Origin of the sequence: Neobacillus drentensis, assembly GCF_036962765.1 — a bacterium.
Classification (GTDB): domain Bacteria; phylum Bacillota; class Bacilli; order Bacillales; family Cytobacillaceae; genus Neobacillus; species Neobacillus drentensis_C.
Genome location: NZ_JBALOS010000008.1, coordinates 1 through 17786, shown reverse-complemented (window position 1 = coordinate 17786; position 17786 = coordinate 1). Strand labels below are relative to the sequence as shown.

15 protein-coding genes and 4 tRNA genes are annotated in these 17786 nt (G+C 39.0%); 16 read left to right on the top strand and 3 right to left on the bottom strand.

Annotation, left to right across the window (positions count from 1 at the left end; genetic code table 11):
• Positions 1-81: 81 nt before the first annotated feature.
• A complete protein-coding gene (locus tag V7137_RS01945) occupies positions 82-993 on the bottom strand; it encodes a nuclease-related domain-containing protein (protein WP_335696513.1) in 912 nt (303 codons plus the stop codon).
• A gap of 211 nt (positions 994-1204) precedes the next feature.
• Here V7137_RS01945 and V7137_RS01940 point away from each other — a divergent pair, with 211 nt between their 5' ends.
• The 16 genes from V7137_RS01940 (at position 1205) to V7137_RS01865 (ending at position 15979) form a co-directional block, all read left to right on the top strand.
• Positions 1205-2497, top strand: coding sequence for an adenylosuccinate synthase (locus V7137_RS01940; RefSeq protein WP_335696512.1), 1293 nt, complete (start codon positions 1205-1207; stop codon positions 2495-2497).
• A 174-nt stretch (positions 2498-2671) separates the two neighbouring features.
• A tRNA-Lys gene (locus tag V7137_RS01935) sits at positions 2672-2747 on the top strand.
• 37 nt (positions 2748-2784) lie between these two features.
• A tRNA-Glu gene (locus V7137_RS01930) sits at positions 2785-2856 on the top strand.
• Positions 2857-2919: 63 nt separating this feature from the next.
• Positions 2920-2996: transfer RNA gene (locus V7137_RS01925), tRNA-Asp, on the top strand.
• A 7-nt stretch (positions 2997-3003) separates the two neighbouring features.
• Positions 3004-3076: transfer RNA gene (locus V7137_RS01920), tRNA-Phe, on the top strand.
• A 349-nt stretch (positions 3077-3425) separates the two neighbouring features.
• Positions 3426-4844: a peptidoglycan DD-metalloendopeptidase family protein gene (locus V7137_RS01915; protein ID WP_335696511.1), complete on the top strand. Its 1419-nt coding sequence runs from the start codon at positions 3426-3428 to the stop codon at positions 4842-4844.
• A gap of 213 nt (positions 4845-5057) precedes the next feature.
• Positions 5058-5768 carry a response regulator YycF gene (gene yycF, locus V7137_RS01910; RefSeq protein ID WP_335696510.1) on the top strand — a complete coding sequence of 237 codons (711 nt, stop codon included), beginning with the start codon at positions 5058-5060 and terminating at the stop codon, positions 5766-5768.
• Between the two features lie 6 nt (positions 5769-5774).
• Entirely contained in the window at positions 5775-7601 is a 1827-nt protein-coding gene (walK, locus tag V7137_RS01905; protein ID WP_335696509.1) for a cell wall metabolism sensor histidine kinase WalK, read from the top strand.
• The gene (locus tag V7137_RS01900) at positions 7598-8920 is read left to right on the top strand and encodes a YycH family regulatory protein (RefSeq protein ID WP_335696508.1); all 1323 of its coding nucleotides are present in this window, start codon (positions 7598-7600) and stop codon (positions 8918-8920) included. The genes walK and V7137_RS01900 overlap by 4 nt, the downstream gene beginning before the upstream one ends.
• Positions 8907-9707, top strand: a complete 801-nt coding sequence (locus tag V7137_RS01895) for a two-component system regulatory protein YycI (RefSeq protein ID WP_335696507.1) — start codon at positions 8907-8909, stop codon at positions 9705-9707. The genes V7137_RS01900 and V7137_RS01895 overlap by 14 nt, the downstream gene beginning before the upstream one ends.
• A gap of 6 nt (positions 9708-9713) precedes the next feature.
• Positions 9714-10508, top strand: a complete 795-nt coding sequence (locus tag V7137_RS01890; RefSeq protein WP_335696506.1) for an MBL fold metallo-hydrolase — start codon at positions 9714-9716, stop codon at positions 10506-10508.
• Positions 10509-10923: 415 nt separating this feature from the next.
• Entirely contained in the window at positions 10924-12162 is a 1239-nt protein-coding gene (locus V7137_RS01885; RefSeq protein WP_335696505.1) for a S1C family serine protease, read from the top strand.
• A 149-nt stretch (positions 12163-12311) separates the two neighbouring features.
• Entirely contained in the window at positions 12312-12470 is a 159-nt protein-coding gene (locus V7137_RS01880) for a CxxH/CxxC protein (protein WP_218346903.1), read from the top strand.
• 101 nt (positions 12471-12571) lie between these two features.
• Positions 12572-13051 (top strand): 23S rRNA (pseudouridine(1915)-N(3))-methyltransferase RlmH, encoded by a 480-nt coding sequence (gene rlmH / locus V7137_RS01875; RefSeq protein ID WP_335696504.1) that lies wholly within the window; start codon positions 12572-12574, stop codon positions 13049-13051.
• A gap of 333 nt (positions 13052-13384) precedes the next feature.
• Positions 13385-15001: a lactate permease LctP family transporter gene (locus V7137_RS01870; RefSeq protein WP_335696503.1), complete on the top strand. Its 1617-nt coding sequence runs from the start codon at positions 13385-13387 to the stop codon at positions 14999-15001.
• Positions 15002-15031: 30 nt separating this feature from the next.
• Complete coding sequence (locus tag V7137_RS01865) at positions 15032-15979, top strand: L-lactate dehydrogenase (RefSeq protein ID WP_335696502.1); 948 nt, start codon at positions 15032-15034, stop codon at positions 15977-15979.
• A gap of 148 nt (positions 15980-16127) precedes the next feature.
• Here V7137_RS01865 and V7137_RS01860 read toward each other — a convergent pair whose 3' ends face one another.
• On the bottom strand, positions 16128-16931 hold the full coding sequence (locus V7137_RS01860) for a fumarylacetoacetate hydrolase family protein (protein ID WP_335696501.1): 804 nt from the start codon (positions 16929-16931) through the stop codon (positions 16128-16130).
• Positions 16932-17330: 399 nt separating this feature from the next.
• The gene (locus V7137_RS01855) at positions 17331-17489 is read right to left on the bottom strand and encodes a hypothetical protein (RefSeq protein ID WP_335696500.1); all 159 of its coding nucleotides are present in this window, start codon (positions 17487-17489) and stop codon (positions 17331-17333) included.
• Positions 17490-17786: the final 297 nt, after the last annotated feature.

Below are 17786 nucleotides of genomic sequence, written 5' to 3'. Positions count from 1 at the left end.
AGGAGTCGAATGATGCCCGCTAAGGTAAAAAAAGCGGGCCAACAGTAACCATAGATTTTACAAAAGGGTAATTAAATAAACTTAATCATTTGGTATAACATAATTTGCAGACTTTCCGTGACCGATTTGTTTATAGTACTTTGAAAGAATCCTCCTAATAGTTTTCTCCGATTTAACAATCTTACACCAGTCCTGAACAACCTTTGTGGTAATTTTTTGCTCAGGAAAGAGAAGTATCAATTCAGTGACACTCCTTACCACAGCTGAATCCACTTCCTCTGTGCAGCCGCAATGGCTACACTTCAATTTCGATCCCTGAATCTCAGAATAGAAGAAGTAGCACTGTGGACGAAGAATTCCTTTTTCTAGTTTTTCATAATGGTACCCTGGTAAGTACGGATAAGGTGACTCTACTTTATGCAGAGCAACTAATTGTTCCGCCAACTTGTAGTGTTTTTTATTTAGATTAACTGGCCTTGCATTTAACTTTTTCAAAAAACGGTTCATTTGTGAGTGAAAGACAAGTGATGGATTGATGGAGGTTATATATAAGTGAAACTCGGGGTTAACGAAGATGAGATACGATTCAAGCGGATAATGATAGCCAAGGTCGCGGAGCAATGCTCGAAGTAAGGTCTCACACCGTTCTAGTTGGTGGACCGGATTCTTTACATCTTTTCTAGCAATCGAATACCATTTATCACCTTCCACATAATAGTCACCTTCGAAATTTTTGACATCCAAAAGGTAAATCTTATCTTGGAATAACGTATCAATTTGGAATTTAGAATTGTTATACTCCAGTAATAAATCATGGATGATCAGCCATCCCTCTGAAAGTCCTTCTAACCATAGATCACTCTTTTTCTCCCCTTCATAGCCTTTTATAAGGACAGTATAATTACTTACTTCCTTATCTGACAAATGCATGCGCGCATTTAAAGATCTCAACAGGATAATTTTCAGTGGTTCAAAACGTGGCTTAATGAGCATAGTCCACATCCTATTCATTATTTTAAGAAACTATAATTCTATTTTATGGAAAAATATCCAAACTTACAAGATAGAGTCATAAATTAATATTTTACGAACATAATATAATGTTAATAAATAAACGTTCGTGTTTTGTTTGCTTTTAACTACAAAAGTTGGTAAACTTGTCTATGGAAAATAGAAAAACGTATATAATTTGGAGGTGCCTTATATGTCATCAGTAGTAGTTGTTGGGACGCAATGGGGAGACGAAGGTAAGGGGAAAATTACAGATTTCCTTTCTGAAAATGCCGAGACAATTGCCCGTTATCAGGGAGGAAATAATGCAGGCCACACCATTCAGTTCAACGGAGAAACGTACAAATTGCACCTAATTCCATCTGGAATTTTTTATAAAGAAAAAATCTGTGTCATTGGAAACGGAATGGTTGTTGATCCAAAGGCACTTGTTACAGAACTTGCTTATTTACATGAAAAGGGCATTACAACAGATAATCTTCGCATTAGTAACCGTGCTCATGTGATTCTTCCGTATCACTTAAAACTTGATGCGGTCGAAGAAGAAAGTAAAGGCGCAAATAAAATCGGGACAACCAAAAAAGGAATTGGACCAGCTTACATGGATAAAGCAGCGCGTGTAGGGATTCGAATTTCTGATCTGCTTGAACGCGATGTGTTTGAAGAAAAGCTTGAACGTAATTTGGAAGAGAAAAACCGTTTGTTTGAACGTATTTATGAAACAACTGGATTTACGAAAGAAGAAATCCTCGACGAGTATTATGAATATGGTCAACAATTTAAGAAATATGTTTGTGATACATCCGTTGTCTTAAATGATGCCTTAGATGAGGGCAAACGCGTTCTGTTTGAAGGGGCACAAGGGGTTATGCTTGATATTGACCAGGGTACCTACCCATTTGTAACTTCATCTAATCCAGTAGCTGGCGGCGTGACAATTGGTTCCGGGGTTGGACCATCAAAAATCACTCATGTGGTTGGAGTATGCAAGGCGTACACCTCTCGTGTTGGTGACGGGCCATTCCCAACAGAATTAAATGATGAAATTGGCAATCGCATCCGTGAAGTTGGCCGTGAATATGGCACAACCACAGGTCGTCCGCGTCGGGTTGGCTGGTTTGACAGTGTCGTTGTCCGCCATGCCCGCCGTGTCAGCGGTTTAACCGACCTGTCACTCAATTCAATTGACGTTTTAACAGGGATTGAAAACTTAAAGATCTGTACAGCTTATAGTTACAAAGGTGAGCTAATTACGGAATATCCTGCAAGCTTGAAGGTATTAGCACAATGCGAACCTGTTTATGAAGAGCTTCCAGGCTGGACAGAAGATATTACGGGAGTGAAAACATTAGACGAATTGCCTGTCAATGCCCGCCATTATGTGGAACGTGTGACCCAGCTAACTGGGATTCCATTAACCACATTTTCAGTGGGGCCAGATCGCAATCAAACAAATGTTGTCCGCAGCCCGTGGAGACAAATTTAAAAGCGGTACCTCTTTGGCGCATAATTAGTTAGACGTAATGAATGAAATGAAGCCCTCATTTTTGAGGGCTTCAAACTTTTTAAAAAGTTTTTTTAAAAAAGTATTGCGTTTAATAGATAATCCGTGCTATTATAAAAAGCGTCGTCACGATACGACAGAAGAAAAAACAAGTACGAGCCATTAGCTCAGTTGGTAGAGCATCTGACTTTTAATCAGAGGGTCGAAGGTTCGAGTCCTTCATGGCTCACCATAGTTTTTTGCGAAAGCAAAATAACTTTCAATAATATGGCCCCTTGGTCAAGTGGTTAAGACACCTCCCTTTCACGGAGGTAACACGGGTTCGAATCCCGTAGGGGTCATGGCTTTTGGTTGTCAGGAAGAGGCTGGCAAGGACGGTTTCCTTGCTGACAATCAATTAATTTGGTCTGGTAGTTCAGTTGGTTAGAATGCCTGCCTGTCACGCAGGAGGTCGCGGGTTCGAGTCCCGTCCAGACCGCCATAGTAGTGGCTCAGTAGCTCAGTCGGTAGAGCAAAGGACTGAAAATCCTTGTGTCGGCGGTTCGATTCCGTCCTGAGCCATAAAAAAAAGAAGCTTGCAAATGCAGGCTTCTTTTTTTATTTTGTAATCTTATTGTAATAAACAAACCTATTTTTAGAAAAAAACGATCCGTTCCTGTCGAAATTTGAAATAATTGCTCCTCCTTCTTCGGAACTAGAAAAACCCTGATTTAATAGGATTTCCCCCCTATTTTTTAAAAAGATATAGTAGGCGAATGTCAGTAATTATACATTTTTGTTACATTATGTTGACTATTAATCTATTTACAAAAAATTATGGTAAAGTAAAAAAGGTCTAAAATTCTGGAAAATTCTTTAATGCTAGAAAATAATAGATTAATAGGGTTTTACCGTGGTTTAGGGAGGAAAAATGTTATTTTTAAATAAGTTATCACATGCTAAAAAGTTATTACTCAAAACGACAATTGTGACCACCATGGCAACATCGCTGATTGCCTTTAGCAATGGTCCTGTCGCGTTTGCTGATGAATCGAAATCATCGAAGGATTATCATGTATATCTTGAGGGTACATATATAGGCAATGTGACGGATGAGAATGTCGTGAATAAAATCGTTGCTGAAAAAGTCAGTGAAACCGATCTTGCTCAGCAGGTGAAAAACATTCCGTATCAAGTATTCCCAACTGCTGAAAAAGAGTCTGAATCGGTTCGTACCATTCGAAATATCTTTCAGCTTCAAACAGAGGCTTCTGCCATCATGATTGATGGGAAACCAGTTGTTTATGTGGAAGATCAACCAACAGCGGAAGAAGTCATGAAGAAGCTGATCCATCAGTATGTGCCAGCAGATCAATTAGCAGAACTCCAAGCGAGAAAAGCTTCAGGCAATACGACATTACCGGCCTTAAAAGAAAATGAGTCTCGTTTATTAGACGTACGACTATCTAAAAATGTTTCATTTTCAAATGAAAATACGGCTCCAGAGAAAATTATCTCAGCCGACGAAGCAGTTACCTTTTTACAAAAAGGGACGCTAGAAGAAAAGAAATATGTGATCAAAGAAGGCGATGTACTTGAAATCATTGCTGATGATCACAACATGAAACTGGCGGACATTTTAGACGTGAATCCTGGAATAACAGAAGATTCACTTTTGAAGATTGGCTCGCAAATTAATTTGACTGTTCCAAAACCGTTTATTGAAGTAATTGTTGAGAAAGAAGTAAACAAAAAGGAAGAAATTCCTTATAAACATAAAGTGGTTGAGGACAAGTCGCTGTTAAAAGGGAAAAAGAAGGTTAAACAAGAAGGTAAAAGCGGCACGCGCTCCGTTACCTATAAGGTTTCTGAACAAAATGGTGTAACCGTAAACAAGGCTGAGGTAAAGGAAATGATCCTGGAACAGCCTGTTGATGAGATTGTCATCAAAGGAACCAAAGTGATTCCATCGCGCGGTGACGGTACCTTTGCCTGGCCAACAGTAGGTGGGTACATATCCAGTAAGCAGGGTCCTAGATGGGGAAGATTTCATAAAGGGATTGATATTGCCAGACCAAGCAACAGAACCATCAAGGCAGCTGACAATGGCGTGGTTGTTTCTGCAGGCTGGGGCGGCGGTTATGGCAATAAAATTGTGATTGACCATCGTAATGGGTTCCGCACGCTATATGGCCATATGTCATCTCTTAAGGTAAGAGTAGGTCAAACGGTTTCCAAGGGTTCCGCAATTGGAATAATGGGGGCTACCGGAGATGCTACAGGAGTACACTTGCATTTTGAAGTATATAAAAACGGCAGCTTAGTAAATCCACTTTCTTATTTAAGATAAAAGGTGAGTCTCTAGTAAATGCTAGAGACTCTTCTTATTTTTAAACAAGGCTTTAGTAAAGCAAAAATTGCTACTATCGATTAATGCCATTCTTACCAAATGGTTATAGGTGAATTTATGCCAATAACATGATACAGTAAAATAGTATAGTTATGACTTCTAGTAAAATTTGATTAAATAGATTAAAACAACTAATTGAAAAGGAGCAATGGTATGGAAAAGAAAATTCTTGTTGTCGATGATGAAAAACCAATTGCTGATATTCTTCAGTTTAACTTAAAAAAAGAAGGATACATCGTTTATTGTGCCTATGACGGGAATGAAGCGCTTGAGTTGGTTGACGAAATACAACCGGACTTAATCCTTTTAGATATAATGCTTCCTTTACGGGACGGGATGGAAGTGTGCCGTGAAGTCCGTAAGAAATATGAAATGCCGATTATCATGCTGACGGCGAAGGATTCTGAAATTGATAAGGTTTTAGGACTTGAGCTCGGTGCAGATGATTATGTGACGAAACCGTTTAGTACGAGAGAACTAATTGCCCGCGTTAAGGCGAATTTGCGTCGTCACCAGCAAGTGCTGGCACAGACCGATGCTGAAACTGAAACGAATGAAATTGAAATTGGCTCTCTAACGATTCATCCAGATGCCTATATCGTTTCAAAACGTGGTGAGTCAATTGAGTTGACACATCGTGAATTTGAATTGCTTTACTATTTAGCCAAGCATATCGGCCAAGTGATGACAAGGGAACACCTCTTGCAAACCGTTTGGGGGTACGATTACTACGGTGATGTGCGGACAGTGGATGTAACGGTTAGAAGATTGCGGGAAAAAATTGAGGACAGTCCTAGCCATCCAACCTGGATTGTTACACGGCGCGGGGTAGGATACTATTTACGCAATCCTGAACAGGAGTAACAAAGAATGAAAAAGGTTGGTTTCTTTCGCTCTATACACGTAAAATTCGTAATCATCTATGTCCTCCTTATATTAGTGGCCATGCAAATTATCGGTGTTTATTTTGTCAAACAGCTCGAAGAAACATTACGGACAAACTTCCAAACATCGTTAAAACAACGGGTTGATTTGCTTGCCTACAATATTGTCGAGGAAATGGAGAAAGAGAGAACACCTGAAGATCCAACACTCGAAGAAGATATCAAGAAAATCCTACGAGACTTTGATGCAGGTGATATATCAGAAGTTCAGGTAATCGAAAACAGGTCCCTTAAAATTCTTGGTACCTCCCATCCTAGTAACCAAGGGGTGGTTGGCCAGCGGACCACTAAACTTCAAGTGAAGCAATCGATGGTTTTAGAAGAGGATCAAAGTGTAATTAATATCGATAAACAAACCGGACATCGGATTTGGGTCCTCTCTACCCCAATAAAGTCTGGGAAAAAGGTCATCGGCGCGATTTACTTGGTAGCCAAAATTGAGAATGTCTTTGAACAAATGAAAACAATCAATAAGATTTTTGCCACCGGTACAGCGATTGCCTTATCGATTACAGCTGTGTTGGGTATTTTGTTAGCTCAAACGATTACTAGGCCGATTGCCGATATGAAAAAGCAGGCTTTGGCGATGACCAAGGGTAATTTTTCACGGAAAGTTAGGGTCTATGGCAATGATGAAATTGGAACACTAGCGGTTACCTTTAATAATTTAACAAAGAAACTGCAGGAAGCGCAGGCGATGACCGAAGGGGAACGAAGGAAACTTTCCTCTGTTTTGTCTTATATGACAGATGGAGTGATTGCCACCGACCGGAAAGGCCGCGTCATATTGATCAATGAACCAGCGGCTGAAATGCTGAATGTTTCACGTGAAACAGTGCTGACCCAGCCGATTGTCTCATTACTAGATTTAGATGATACCAATTCCTTTGAGGACTTATTGGAAGAAAAGGATTCCATTATTTTAGATTATAGTACCAAGAAAGAGCGTTATTTCTTGCGTGCGAATTTCTCTGTTATTCAAAAAGAGACGGGCTTTGTCAATGGATTAATTGCGGTCCTCCATGATATTACCGACCAAGAAAAAATTGAAGCAGAACGGAGAGAGTTTGTCGCCAATGTATCCCATGAACTGAGGACACCGCTGACAACGATGAGGAGCTATTTAGAAGCGCTCGCGGATGGAGCCTGGCAGGATGAGGAGATTGCCCCGAACTTTTTAGAAGTGACGCGGACCGAAACAGAACGAATGATCCGCCTTGTCAATGACTTGCTCCAACTTTCAAAAATGGATAGTACGGATTATCGACTTACCATTGAGTGGGTTAACTTTGTCGATTTCTTTGACCGCATCATTGATCGATTTGAAATGTCCAAGGAACAAAACGTTTCTTTCAAACGAAAACTACCTAAGCATGTGATCTTTGTTGAAATTGATGAAGATAAAATGACACAGGTTTTATACAATATTATTTCCAATGCCTTAAAGTACTCACCAGAAGGCGGCCTAGTCACTTTTTCAATGAAAGAAAAGGATGATAAAATTATTGTCAGCATTTCAGACCAAGGCGTAGGAATTCCAAAAGGGAATATTGGTAAGATTTTTGACCGTTTTTATCGTGTTGATAAAGCGAGAACTCGGAAATTAGGCGGTACAGGCTTAGGCCTTGCGATTGCAAAGGAAATGGTTAATGCTCATGGCGGGGCAATCTGGGCAACAAGTGAGGAAGGGAAAGGAACAAAAATCTCCTTTTCACTCCCATATGAACGTTCTGAAGAGGATGAATGGTCATGAGATACGAACATATTAAATCATGGATTCTAACCGTATTAGTACTGGTAAGTATTTTGTTAACTTGGAACCTGTGGACCTACCAGCCGAACTACAAAACGATGGAAAATAGCAATTATGTAGAAGAGGTCACATTAAGTGAAAAACAAGAGGTTCAAAAAATTGTTCGGCCTGACCAGCTGTTATACCATGTGAATGGCCAGCATTACGGGACGAACAACACAACCGAGATTGAAAAGGTCATTAAGGAAATGAGCGGTTGGGCCTTCTTTGATGTTAAAAAATATACGAATGAAGTCAAAAACTTCAAAGAATTAATTCATGGCAGCGGCAATACAGAAATTAAATTCCCAGGGGAAGTTCCAATTGAATTATACCGGAGTGTATTAAACATCGAAGGGAAAAAAATCCCTTCTTTTAACTTCAATCGGATTATCATCAATGTGGAGAATTCAGCCAAGGAAAATGGGATTGTTTACTTTGTTTCCACAGTGAATCAGCAAGTTTATATTAGTCATATTTCAACGGCTAATTTAAATGAGTTTAAACATGATTTTTATCAGAAGGCGGCAAAGTTCCCAAAACATTTCTCTTTTCAAGCAACTGATAAACGGACTATTTTTCTGCCAGAAAAAGTCACGGAGATGACGACCTATAAATATTTGCCGGTTACGCTTGATTCTGAAGAGTTCAAAGAAGCCCTTTTTAGCGACCCTAGTTTTGTCCAAAAGAGTTTTGTCCCTACAGGAGAAGAGTACACGAACGATTCAAGTAAAATGACGGTGAATTTTGAAAGTAATCTTCTACGTTATGTCAATCCGACCGTAGAGGAGAATTATATCAATACTTCCTATGATTTAGTGAAACGAAGCATTGATTTTGTCAATGAACATGGCGGGTGGACCGATCCTTATCGTTATGTTTATAAAAATGAATATACTCACTCTGTAACCTTTCGCTTATATAGCATGGACGGTTATCCTGTATTCAGTGGAAATGGGATTTCGGAAATTAGTGAAGTGTGGGGCCGCGATGAAATCAATAAATATATTCGGCCTAACATTGCCTTAGAACTCCCCTTAACAACGGAGATGGTAAAGGTGACCCGTCCTTCAGGACAAGACGCCTTGAAATTTTTACAAAACAAAAAGAATTTTAAACCAGGGCTCTTAGAAGATATGGTCTTGGGCTATCGCATGGATCGGGATTCAAAGGAGAATAAGCTAATCGTCTTAGAACCTGCCTGGTTCTATCTCTATGATAAATCATGGGGAGAGATTACGATGGAAGAACTAGGGGGAATGCAGCATGGATTGGAGTAAGATAAAAACTATTTTTATTATTACTTTCTTAATCTTAGATGTGTATCTCTTATACCAATTCATGAAAATCCGGGACGCTAATAAATATGAGGTGATAACCGAGGCCTCGTTTGAAGAAAAGCTAAAAGCGGATGAGATTAAGTATGTCGACCTTCCCAAGGACCCCATTCAGGCCCAGTATCTCAGTGCAAAGCCAAAGGTCTTTAGCCAGGTGGATGTTGATAAGCTGAAGGAAAAACCTGTGGCCATTAGGGGAACAGGAACGACAACGCTCCATGTTACATTAGAGAAGCCGATCAAGATTACGGCAAAGTTTGAACCTGCTGAATTATCTACTTTTATAAACGATAATGTCCTTTTTGGTGAAGATTATCAATTTGGAGAGAAAAGTGACAAGGAGCAATCAGTCACTTACTTTCAGACCTCGGGGAATGTCCCATTATATAAAAACATTAATGGGATGATCACGTTTAAAATTGGTAAAGGGAATCAAATTGTCTCCTACGATCAGACCTACCTGGTGGAGATGGAAAAGTTAACGGCCAAGGAAGAAATTTTGCCGCCGTTGAAGGCGATTGAAACCTTGCACCAGAAGGGGATGCTGAAGTCAAAGAGCAATATAACCGCAATAGAACTTGGTTATTCCACGCTGATTCAGCTGGCGGCGTCCCAAGTATTAGCGCCCACATGGCGCTTTGAAGTCGATGGTAAGGAGAGCCTGTTTGTGAACGCATTTGAAGGCCAGATTATTCAATTTAGCAGCGATGAAAAAAGTAAAGTGGAGTGAAATCGTATGTCTTTAAGTTATAGCATTCTCGCAAGCGGGAGTACAGGAAACGCGCTATATGTGGAGTCTGATGAACATTCGTTTCTTGTAGATGCGGGGTTTAGCGGCAAGCAAATGGAAGCTCTTTTTGGACAAATTGATCGTGATATTAGTAAGCTTTCCGGAATATTTGTGACGCATGAACACAGTGATCATATTAAAGGAATTGGTATTCTTGCCCGTAAATACAATCTGCCTGTGTATGCGAATGAGAAAACGTGGCGGGCAATGGAAAGTTCAGTGGGTGCCATTCCGACTGAGCAAAAGTTTGTCTTCAATATGGAAACCGTGAAGAGTTTTGGTTCAGTGGATATTGAGTCATTCGGGGTTTCCCATGATGCGGCCGAGCCAATGTTCTATGTGTTTCATCAAGGTGGGAAAAAACTCGTCCTGATCACAGATACAGGCTATGTTAGTGACAGAATGAAGGGAACCATCTCGAATGCCGACGTATATATATTTGAATCCAACCATGATGTGCAAATGCTGCGAATGGGCCGATATCCTTGGAACATTAAGCGAAGAATTTTAAGTGACCTAGGCCATGTTTCCAATGAGGACGCGGCTCTAGCGATGAGTGATGTAATTGGTGATCAAACCAAGCGAATCTATCTTGCTCATTTAAGCATGGACAATAACATGAAGGACTTAGCGAAAATGGCGGTCACCCAAACCTTGCAGGAACGCGGCCTGATAGTGGGCGAACAATTCGGACTCTATGATACAGACCCAAAAATACCAACAGCCTTAACAGCTGTATAGCATATTGAAAAGAACGAAGAGCCTTTTTATAGGCACCTCGTTCTTTTTTTATTCTCTAGCTATGATAAAGCCCATTGTTATTTTAGAACCATGTTGTTTGGAGTGGAAGCTGCGTGCTGGGAGCGGAAATCAACATACAAGTTCAACAAAGCCTAAAGAATAGATTTTTGCGAAATTCGCGACACTCCTGCGGGAACGTGAGCCGGGTGAGACCCCGCGGAAAGGGAGTGAATTTCGCAAAAATCACCACTATCTATTAACAGCGCCTATTCTTTATGAAAAATCTATGAACAAAGTGGTAAGTTTTTATTAACACAAGGTAATTATTTAGTAATTTACAGAATAGCGAGTATAATTGTAATTATAAGCCAAAATAAACGGTAGCAATCTTTTCGGAAAGTGAGGAATGTTGTAAGTGGGTTATTATGATGATCATTCACAAAACCGCTTCAGGGAACAGAAAGGAAATAGAGGTGGGGTGTTCCTTGCCAGCATCGTCGGTGCAATCATTGGGGCTATCTTAGTTTTCATTGCCATTCCTGCCCTATCAAGCCGGGGGATTCTTCCCTATCAAATTGAAACAAATGAAAACAATGCAGTAGAATCAAATACAAATAATAATAATCAGAATTTCACCCAAAAGCAGATTTCTTATGATGTGAATACAAATACAACGAAAGCAGTTGAAAAGGCTGCGGATGCGGTGGTTGGAATCAATAATATCCAGTCATCCAACTTTTGGACCGACGAAGAAGGCGGGTCAGAAGAAGCAGCTGGGACGGGCTCAGGCGTCGTCTATAAAAAAGCAGGCGGCAAGGCCTATGTTGTCACGAATCACCATGTCGTTGAAGGAGCAACAAAGCTAGAGGTAAGTTTTAGTGATGGCACTAAGATTCCAGCTAAGCTGCTCGGCAGTGATGTCTGGACTGATTTGGCTGTACTTGAGGTCGATGCGGCCAAGATTAAAAAGGTAGCAGAATTCGGTAATTCTGATAGCTTAAAGATGGGCGAACCAGTAATCGCCATTGGGAACCCACTGGGCGCAACCTTCTCAGGGTCTGTCACACAAGGTATTATCTCTGGACTGAAGCGAACGATTCCCGTGGATATTAATCAGGATGGGCTAATCGACTGGAATGCGGAAGTACTGCAAACCGATGCCGCGATCAATCCTGGTAACAGCGGCGGAGCGTTGATTAATATTGCTGGTCAGCTTATTGGTATTAACTCGATGAAGATCGCGGAAAATGCCGTAGAAGGAATTGGTTTATCGATTCCTATTAACTCTGCACGACCAATCATTGACGACCTTGAAAAGTTTGGCACAGTCAAGCGTCCATATATGGGTGTTGATTTAAAATCAGTCTCTGAAATTCCTGCTTACTATCAAGAAGAGGCGCTTAAATTGCCTCGTGATATCAATTATGGGGTTGCACTACGACAAGTCGTACCAAATTCACCTGCAGCGCAAGCAGGGTTACAAGAGTTAGATGTGATCGTGGAGATGGATGGGGAAAAAATTAACGATGTCATCGATCTCAGGAAGCATTTGTACCAGAAAAAGAAAATTGGCGAGCAATTGAAGGTTAAATTCTATCGAGATGGGAAGCTAAAGCAAACCACCATAAGATTAGCAGCAGATACAACCCAATAAATGACGACGGAAAAACAAGAAAGTGAACGTGTCACTTTCTTGTTTTTTTTATGTTATTATGGATTAGTTATGGAGGAGACTCGTATGATAGCGGGTTTAAAGGTAAACAATAACGATAATGAAGAAATGTAGGAAAGGTTGACGGTAAAATGATTTATAGCTGTGAGGAACATGTGGATATTGCCTTAGATGAGATTGTGGATGAATTTGAGACATTTCCGGTTTTATCAAAAATAGATGGGGATAACTTATCAACACACTGTGAATATTGTCAAAATCCAGCTACATATGTTGTGGCGAACAAGTGATTCCATACAAGATGTGGATAAAAAATGTGAATATGTGGATAACTTCTGTGGATATCTTGTTTGTAAACTGTTTGTAATCAAGTTGTAAAGGGCTGTGGATTGTGAATATCTCCATTATTACGGTTGGCAAATTAAAAGAGAAATATTTAAAGCAAGGAATTGAGGAATATTTAAAACGACTAACTGCTTACGCGAAGGTCGATGTCATTGAAGTTGCCGATGAAAAAGCACCAGAAGAATTAAGTGAGTTAGAAATGGTGCAAGTAAAACAAAAAGAAGGCGAGCGAATTTTAGCAAAGATTAGCCAAGATACATATGTCATTGCTTTGGCCATCCAAGGAAAATTAGGATCCTCTGAAGATCTTGCAGAATCATTAGATAAACTTGCAACCTATGGAAAAAGTAAAATCGCCTTTGTGATTGGTGGATCGTTGGGTATAAGTGAGGAAGTCATCAAAAGATCGAATGAGCAGCTGTCATTTTCGCGGATGACCTTCCCCCACCAGCTGATGAGGCTCATCCTGGTCGAGCAGATTTATCGGGCGTTTCGGATTAATCGGAATGAACCGTATCATAAGTAAATGAGATTTTTTTATTAAACAAAGGGCAAAAGCTCTTTGTTTTTTTATTGCTAATCTTAATTCAGCTCTATTATCAATATAGAAACTTTATTTAAAGAAATGAAGGTATTAGCTGCAAATAGTTAAAGTTCATATTTTATTCAAAATTCATGTGAAGAAATTCACAAACTAGATGATATACTAACCTTGTTACCGTGAGATTATTAAAAACCAATATTTATAGTGAAAGTAAAATTATTGGTTTTTGATTTTGTATATTTCACAGTATGAATCAATGTTTTTTTATAGTTGGTCAATAATAAAAGATATAAATCTAACAGGGGGTTGAACAGCATGAATGTATGGGAGCAAGTATATAATCCATTGAGTAACATTTGGTTGTCAGCTAGTATAGCTGCCATTCCTATCATCTTTTTTATTGTAATGCTCACCGTTTTTAAATTAAAAGGGTATATGGCAGGACTCTACAGTATAATTGTTGCCGGAATTGTTGCAGTCTTTATATATAAAATGCCTGCGATCTTAGTTTTAATGTCTGCAATATATGGAATATTAGCTGGTATATGGCCGGTGGCTTCGATTGTCTTTGCTGCTATTTTCCTTTATAAAATAACCGTAAAAACAGGCAAATTTACTATTATCGAAAATAGTATCTCTTTTATTACAGCCGATCAAAGATTACAAGTTCTAATTGTAGCATTCTCATTTGGAGCATTTTTGGAAGGCGCTGCAGGATTTGGAGCACCTGTTGCGATAACAGCGGCCATTTTAGTAGGGCTTGGATTTAGTCCCATATATGCAGCAAGTCTTTGTTTGATTGCAAACATTGCGGGTGGTGCTTATGGAGCGATGGGTATTCCAGTAACTGTTCCTTCCCTACTTACAGGGTTAGATGGTCTTGTTGTTGGAAGATATACGGCATTTGTCCTTCCAATCTTAAGTATAGTAGTAGCATTCTTACTAATTTTTATCATTGATGGGTTGAAAGGGATTAGACAAACCTTCCCGGCAATTTTAGTAAGCGGTATTTCCTTTGCCGTTACGCAGGCAACTGTGCTAACTTTCTTAGGTGCTGAACTTGCAGATATCTTTGCGGCCATTGTGAGCTTAGTAGCACTAGCGCTTTTTTTACAGGTATGGAAACCGAAAGAGATTTTCCGTGTAAATAAAGAGAAGACGGTTGATAGTCAGGTTAAGTACTCTTTTGGGAAAATTGCTTATGCTTGGCTGCCATTTATATTTTTAACCTTATGTGTTACTTTGTTTAACTTATCTTTTTTCAAAAATTTATTTATTCCAGGTGGTCCTTTAGAAAAGTTGGTATTATTACTGCCAATTCCAGGATTAAATAATTTAGTCATTAAGCATGCACCAATAGTTCCGCAAGATAAACCATATGCGGCAGTATTTAAATTAGATTTATTTTCATCTACTACAACAGCAATTATCATTACAATCATTGTCGCAAGCATTCTCTTTCGCTGCAGCAGTAAGTTACTGTTGGACACTACAAAAGAAACAGCAAAAGAATTATTCTCACCAGTCCTAACCATTTGCAGTGTACTTGCTTTTGCATATATTTGTACTTACTCTGGTATGTCATCAACTCTCGGTTTAGCATTCGCTTCAACCGGTGCGGTATTTCCGTTATTCTCACCCGTACTAGGATGGTTAGGAGTATTTTTAACAGGCTCTGTTGTAAACAGCGGTTCCTTATTTGCTCCCCTTCAATCTGTTACCGCATCACAAATTGGAATACCACCTGAAACGATGGTTGCTGTCAATGTAATGGGTGGTACAATGGCGAAAATGATTTCACCTCAATCTATCGCTGTTGCAGCTGCAGCAGTTGGAATAGCAGGAAAAGAGAGTGAATTATTTAAAGTGACAATTAAATATAGCTTAGGTTTACTTGTTGTAATTGGAATAATTAGCTGGTTAATCTATTAAATTTTTTCATTCGAAGGGAGATCTATTATCATGAATAAAGAAAAAGTAAATCGCATTGTACTAGTTGGAACAGGCGCAGTAGGTTGCAGTTATGCGTATTCATTGATTAACCAGGGAGTTGCTGAGGAATTAGTCTTAATTGATGTAAATGAAGCAAAAGCTGAAGGAGAAGCGATGGATCTTAACCATGGAATGCCGTTTGCACCTTCACCAATAAACGTATGGAGCGGTTCTTATCAAGATTGCAGCAGTGCGGACTTAGTTGTCATCACTGCTGGATTGGCACAAAAGCCAGGGGAAACCCGATTAGAATTAGTTGAAAAAAATACGAAAATATTTAAACAAATTGTAAAAAGCATTATGGAAAGTGGGTTCAATGGAATATTCTTAGTAGCAACAAATCCAGTAGATATCTTAACGTATGTAACGTGGAAAGAATCAGGACTACCAAAAGAACGTGTAATTGGTTCAGGGACGGTATTAGACTCTGCACGGCTAAGGTCTGCACTAGGGAAGTACTTCAATGTTGATACAAGAAATGTTCATGCAGCTATTATTGGTGAACATGGAGATACAGAGCTTTCTGTTTGGAGCCATGCCATGATTGGAATTGAGCATGTCGATAAGGTTTTGGAACGGAAGGGAGATTTAAAAAAAGAATGTTTAGATGACATTTTCGTTAACGTCCGTGATGCTGCTTATCAGATTATTGAGCGTAAAGGGGCAACGTATTATGGAATAGGAATGTCCCTTGTTCGGATTACAAAAGCAATCTTTAATAATGAAAACAGTATCCTGACAGTATCTGCTTATCTAAACGGAGAATATGGACAAAATGATGTATATATCGGAGTTCCAGCAAAAATAAATCGTGCCGGCATTCAAGAAATAGTTGAAATTGAGCTCAATGATAAGGAAAAAGAACAATTCAATCATTCTGTTTTAGTACTAAAAGAAACGATGAAACCGGTAATTTAAGAATTAGTATTGGCTACTTCAATTGAAAATAAAAAACGCACTGATTATTAGTGCGTTTTTTACGGTTTTGGTGTGCTATTTATAATTTTGTACTCCAAAACTAAACGACTTATCGTTAAGAGTGCCCTGCTTCTTTTCAGAGTATCTGCTATAGTACATAATTACTCAGCTTGCCGATCTTTTCTACTTCCACAGATACGATGTCACCAGACTTCATTGGACAACTTCCAGCAGGTGAACCAGTAGCCAAAATATCACCCGGCTCCAATGTCATAATTTGTGAAACCCAGCTGATAAGGAAAGGAATCGACAACGACATCTGGTTAGTATTGCCATCCTGTACGACTTCTCCATTTAAAGTAGTAACGATTCGTAAATTAGTTGGATCTATACCTGTCACAATACACGGACCCAACGGCCCAAAAGTGTCAAATCCTTTGCCGCGGGTAAATTGGGGATCTTTTTTTGTAAGATCTCTTGCCGTTACATCGTTAAATATCGTACAGCCAAATACATAATCGAGCGCTTCTTCTTCTTTTATATTCTTGCCACTTTTCCCAATAACGAGTGCTACTTCTCCTTCTAGCTCGACCTGCTGGGTTAAATGACTTGGCGGAAGAGTAATTTCACCGCGATCTGGAATCAAGGAAGTGGTAGGCTTTAAAAATAGAAAAGGTTCTTTGAGGTTGGCTGTTCCACCCGTTTCTTTTGCGTGTCCGGCATAGGTCCAGCCGAAATTAATTATTTTTGAGGGTATTACAGGCTCTACTATTTTCACATCATCATATTTAACTCGTACTCCATCAAATTTTAGTTCATTGTTTACAATTTCAGTAAAATTACTGGTCAATTGTAAAATTTCGTTATCCTCAACAATCCCGTAATATATTTCACCGTTACGATTCTGATAACGAACTATCGTTTGTGTTCGCTTCAGCAATTGTAATCCCATTTATGATCACTCCATCGAAATAATTGTTGTTCTTTCAGTCTAGATGTATATCGTTACTAATGAGGAGCCTGGTCTAAGGTAAACCATCTCAGTCAGAATCTTATAACCTTGTATATTCTTAAAAGCATCTTTAGCTTCATCTTCCGTGTCAAATTCATACATTAGGGAATTCATTCAGAAAAATATCAGTCCCGGGGTATCAGTTGATCTTCTGGCAGTAACCATTATGTATGATTTTCTCTCCAAGCAGGCATAGCAGGAACTAGATGATAGTTCCTGCTTTTATCGTTCATAGAGAGTGTCAATTGATTTCTCTTTGTTTAATTATGTTCTCTAGAAAATTAGTTAATTGGCAACCTGGGATTTCAACTTACTATCCTTCATTAGAATGCAAATATCTTAAGCTGCTTCCTGCTGATAGCAAGGATCATTGAAGTATACAACTTCAGAAAGAATTTTACAGCCATTCATGTATTTGAGAGCCTCTCTTGCTTCTTCTTCAGTTTCAAATTCAAACAAGGAAATATTTGAATCTAAGTAACGAGTGATAATCCACATAAAAATTCCTCCTTTTTTAAAATCATTTCTGTCCTACAGACAGACATCTATAATTTGGGGCTAAAGATAACATAAGCTATGTTTAACCGCAAGGATGATTTAGCATGATGAAATCCGCACTCTAGGATTTAAGAAGTTACTATTTATTTCTTCATACCAATGATAATGCAAGAATGGAAATAAATAAAATGCTATAAAATTATAGTAACAAATAAAAAAAATTTATATGGTAAATTTTAGGAGAATAAAGAGAATTACCGTGATTAGGAAATACTGCAAATCCTATATAGTCAGAAA

Excerpts from the sequence above, each read along its gene's own strand:
- V7137_RS01945 (WP_335696513.1), bottom strand. The coding sequence starts at position 993 with ATGCTCATTAAGCCACGTTTTGAACCACTGAAAATTATCCTGTTGAGA.
- V7137_RS01940 (WP_335696512.1), top strand. The coding sequence starts at position 1,205 with ATGTCATCAGTAGTAGTTGTTGGGACGCAATGGGGAGACGAAGGTAAG.
- V7137_RS01915 (WP_335696511.1), top strand. The coding sequence starts at position 3,426 with ATGTTATTTTTAAATAAGTTATCACATGCTAAAAAGTTATTACTCAAA.
- yycF (WP_335696510.1), top strand. The coding sequence starts at position 5,058 with ATGGAAAAGAAAATTCTTGTTGTCGATGATGAAAAACCAATTGCTGAT.
- walK (WP_335696509.1), top strand. The coding sequence starts at position 5,775 with ATGAAAAAGGTTGGTTTCTTTCGCTCTATACACGTAAAATTCGTAATC.
- V7137_RS01900 (WP_335696508.1), top strand. The coding sequence starts at position 7,598 with ATGAGATACGAACATATTAAATCATGGATTCTAACCGTATTAGTACTG.
- V7137_RS01895 (WP_335696507.1), top strand. The coding sequence starts at position 8,907 with ATGGATTGGAGTAAGATAAAAACTATTTTTATTATTACTTTCTTAATC.
- V7137_RS01890 (WP_335696506.1), top strand. The coding sequence starts at position 9,714 with ATGTCTTTAAGTTATAGCATTCTCGCAAGCGGGAGTACAGGAAACGCG.
- V7137_RS01880 (WP_218346903.1), top strand. The coding sequence starts at position 12,312 with ATGATTTATAGCTGTGAGGAACATGTGGATATTGCCTTAGATGAGATT.
- V7137_RS01870 (WP_335696503.1), top strand. The coding sequence starts at position 13,385 with ATGAATGTATGGGAGCAAGTATATAATCCATTGAGTAACATTTGGTTG.
- V7137_RS01865 (WP_335696502.1), top strand. The coding sequence starts at position 15,032 with ATGAATAAAGAAAAAGTAAATCGCATTGTACTAGTTGGAACAGGCGCA.
- V7137_RS01860 (WP_335696501.1), bottom strand. The coding sequence starts at position 16,931 with ATGGGATTACAATTGCTGAAGCGAACACAAACGATAGTTCGTTATCAG.
- V7137_RS01855 (WP_335696500.1), bottom strand. The coding sequence starts at position 17,489 with ATGTGGATTATCACTCGTTACTTAGATTCAAATATTTCCTTGTTTGAA.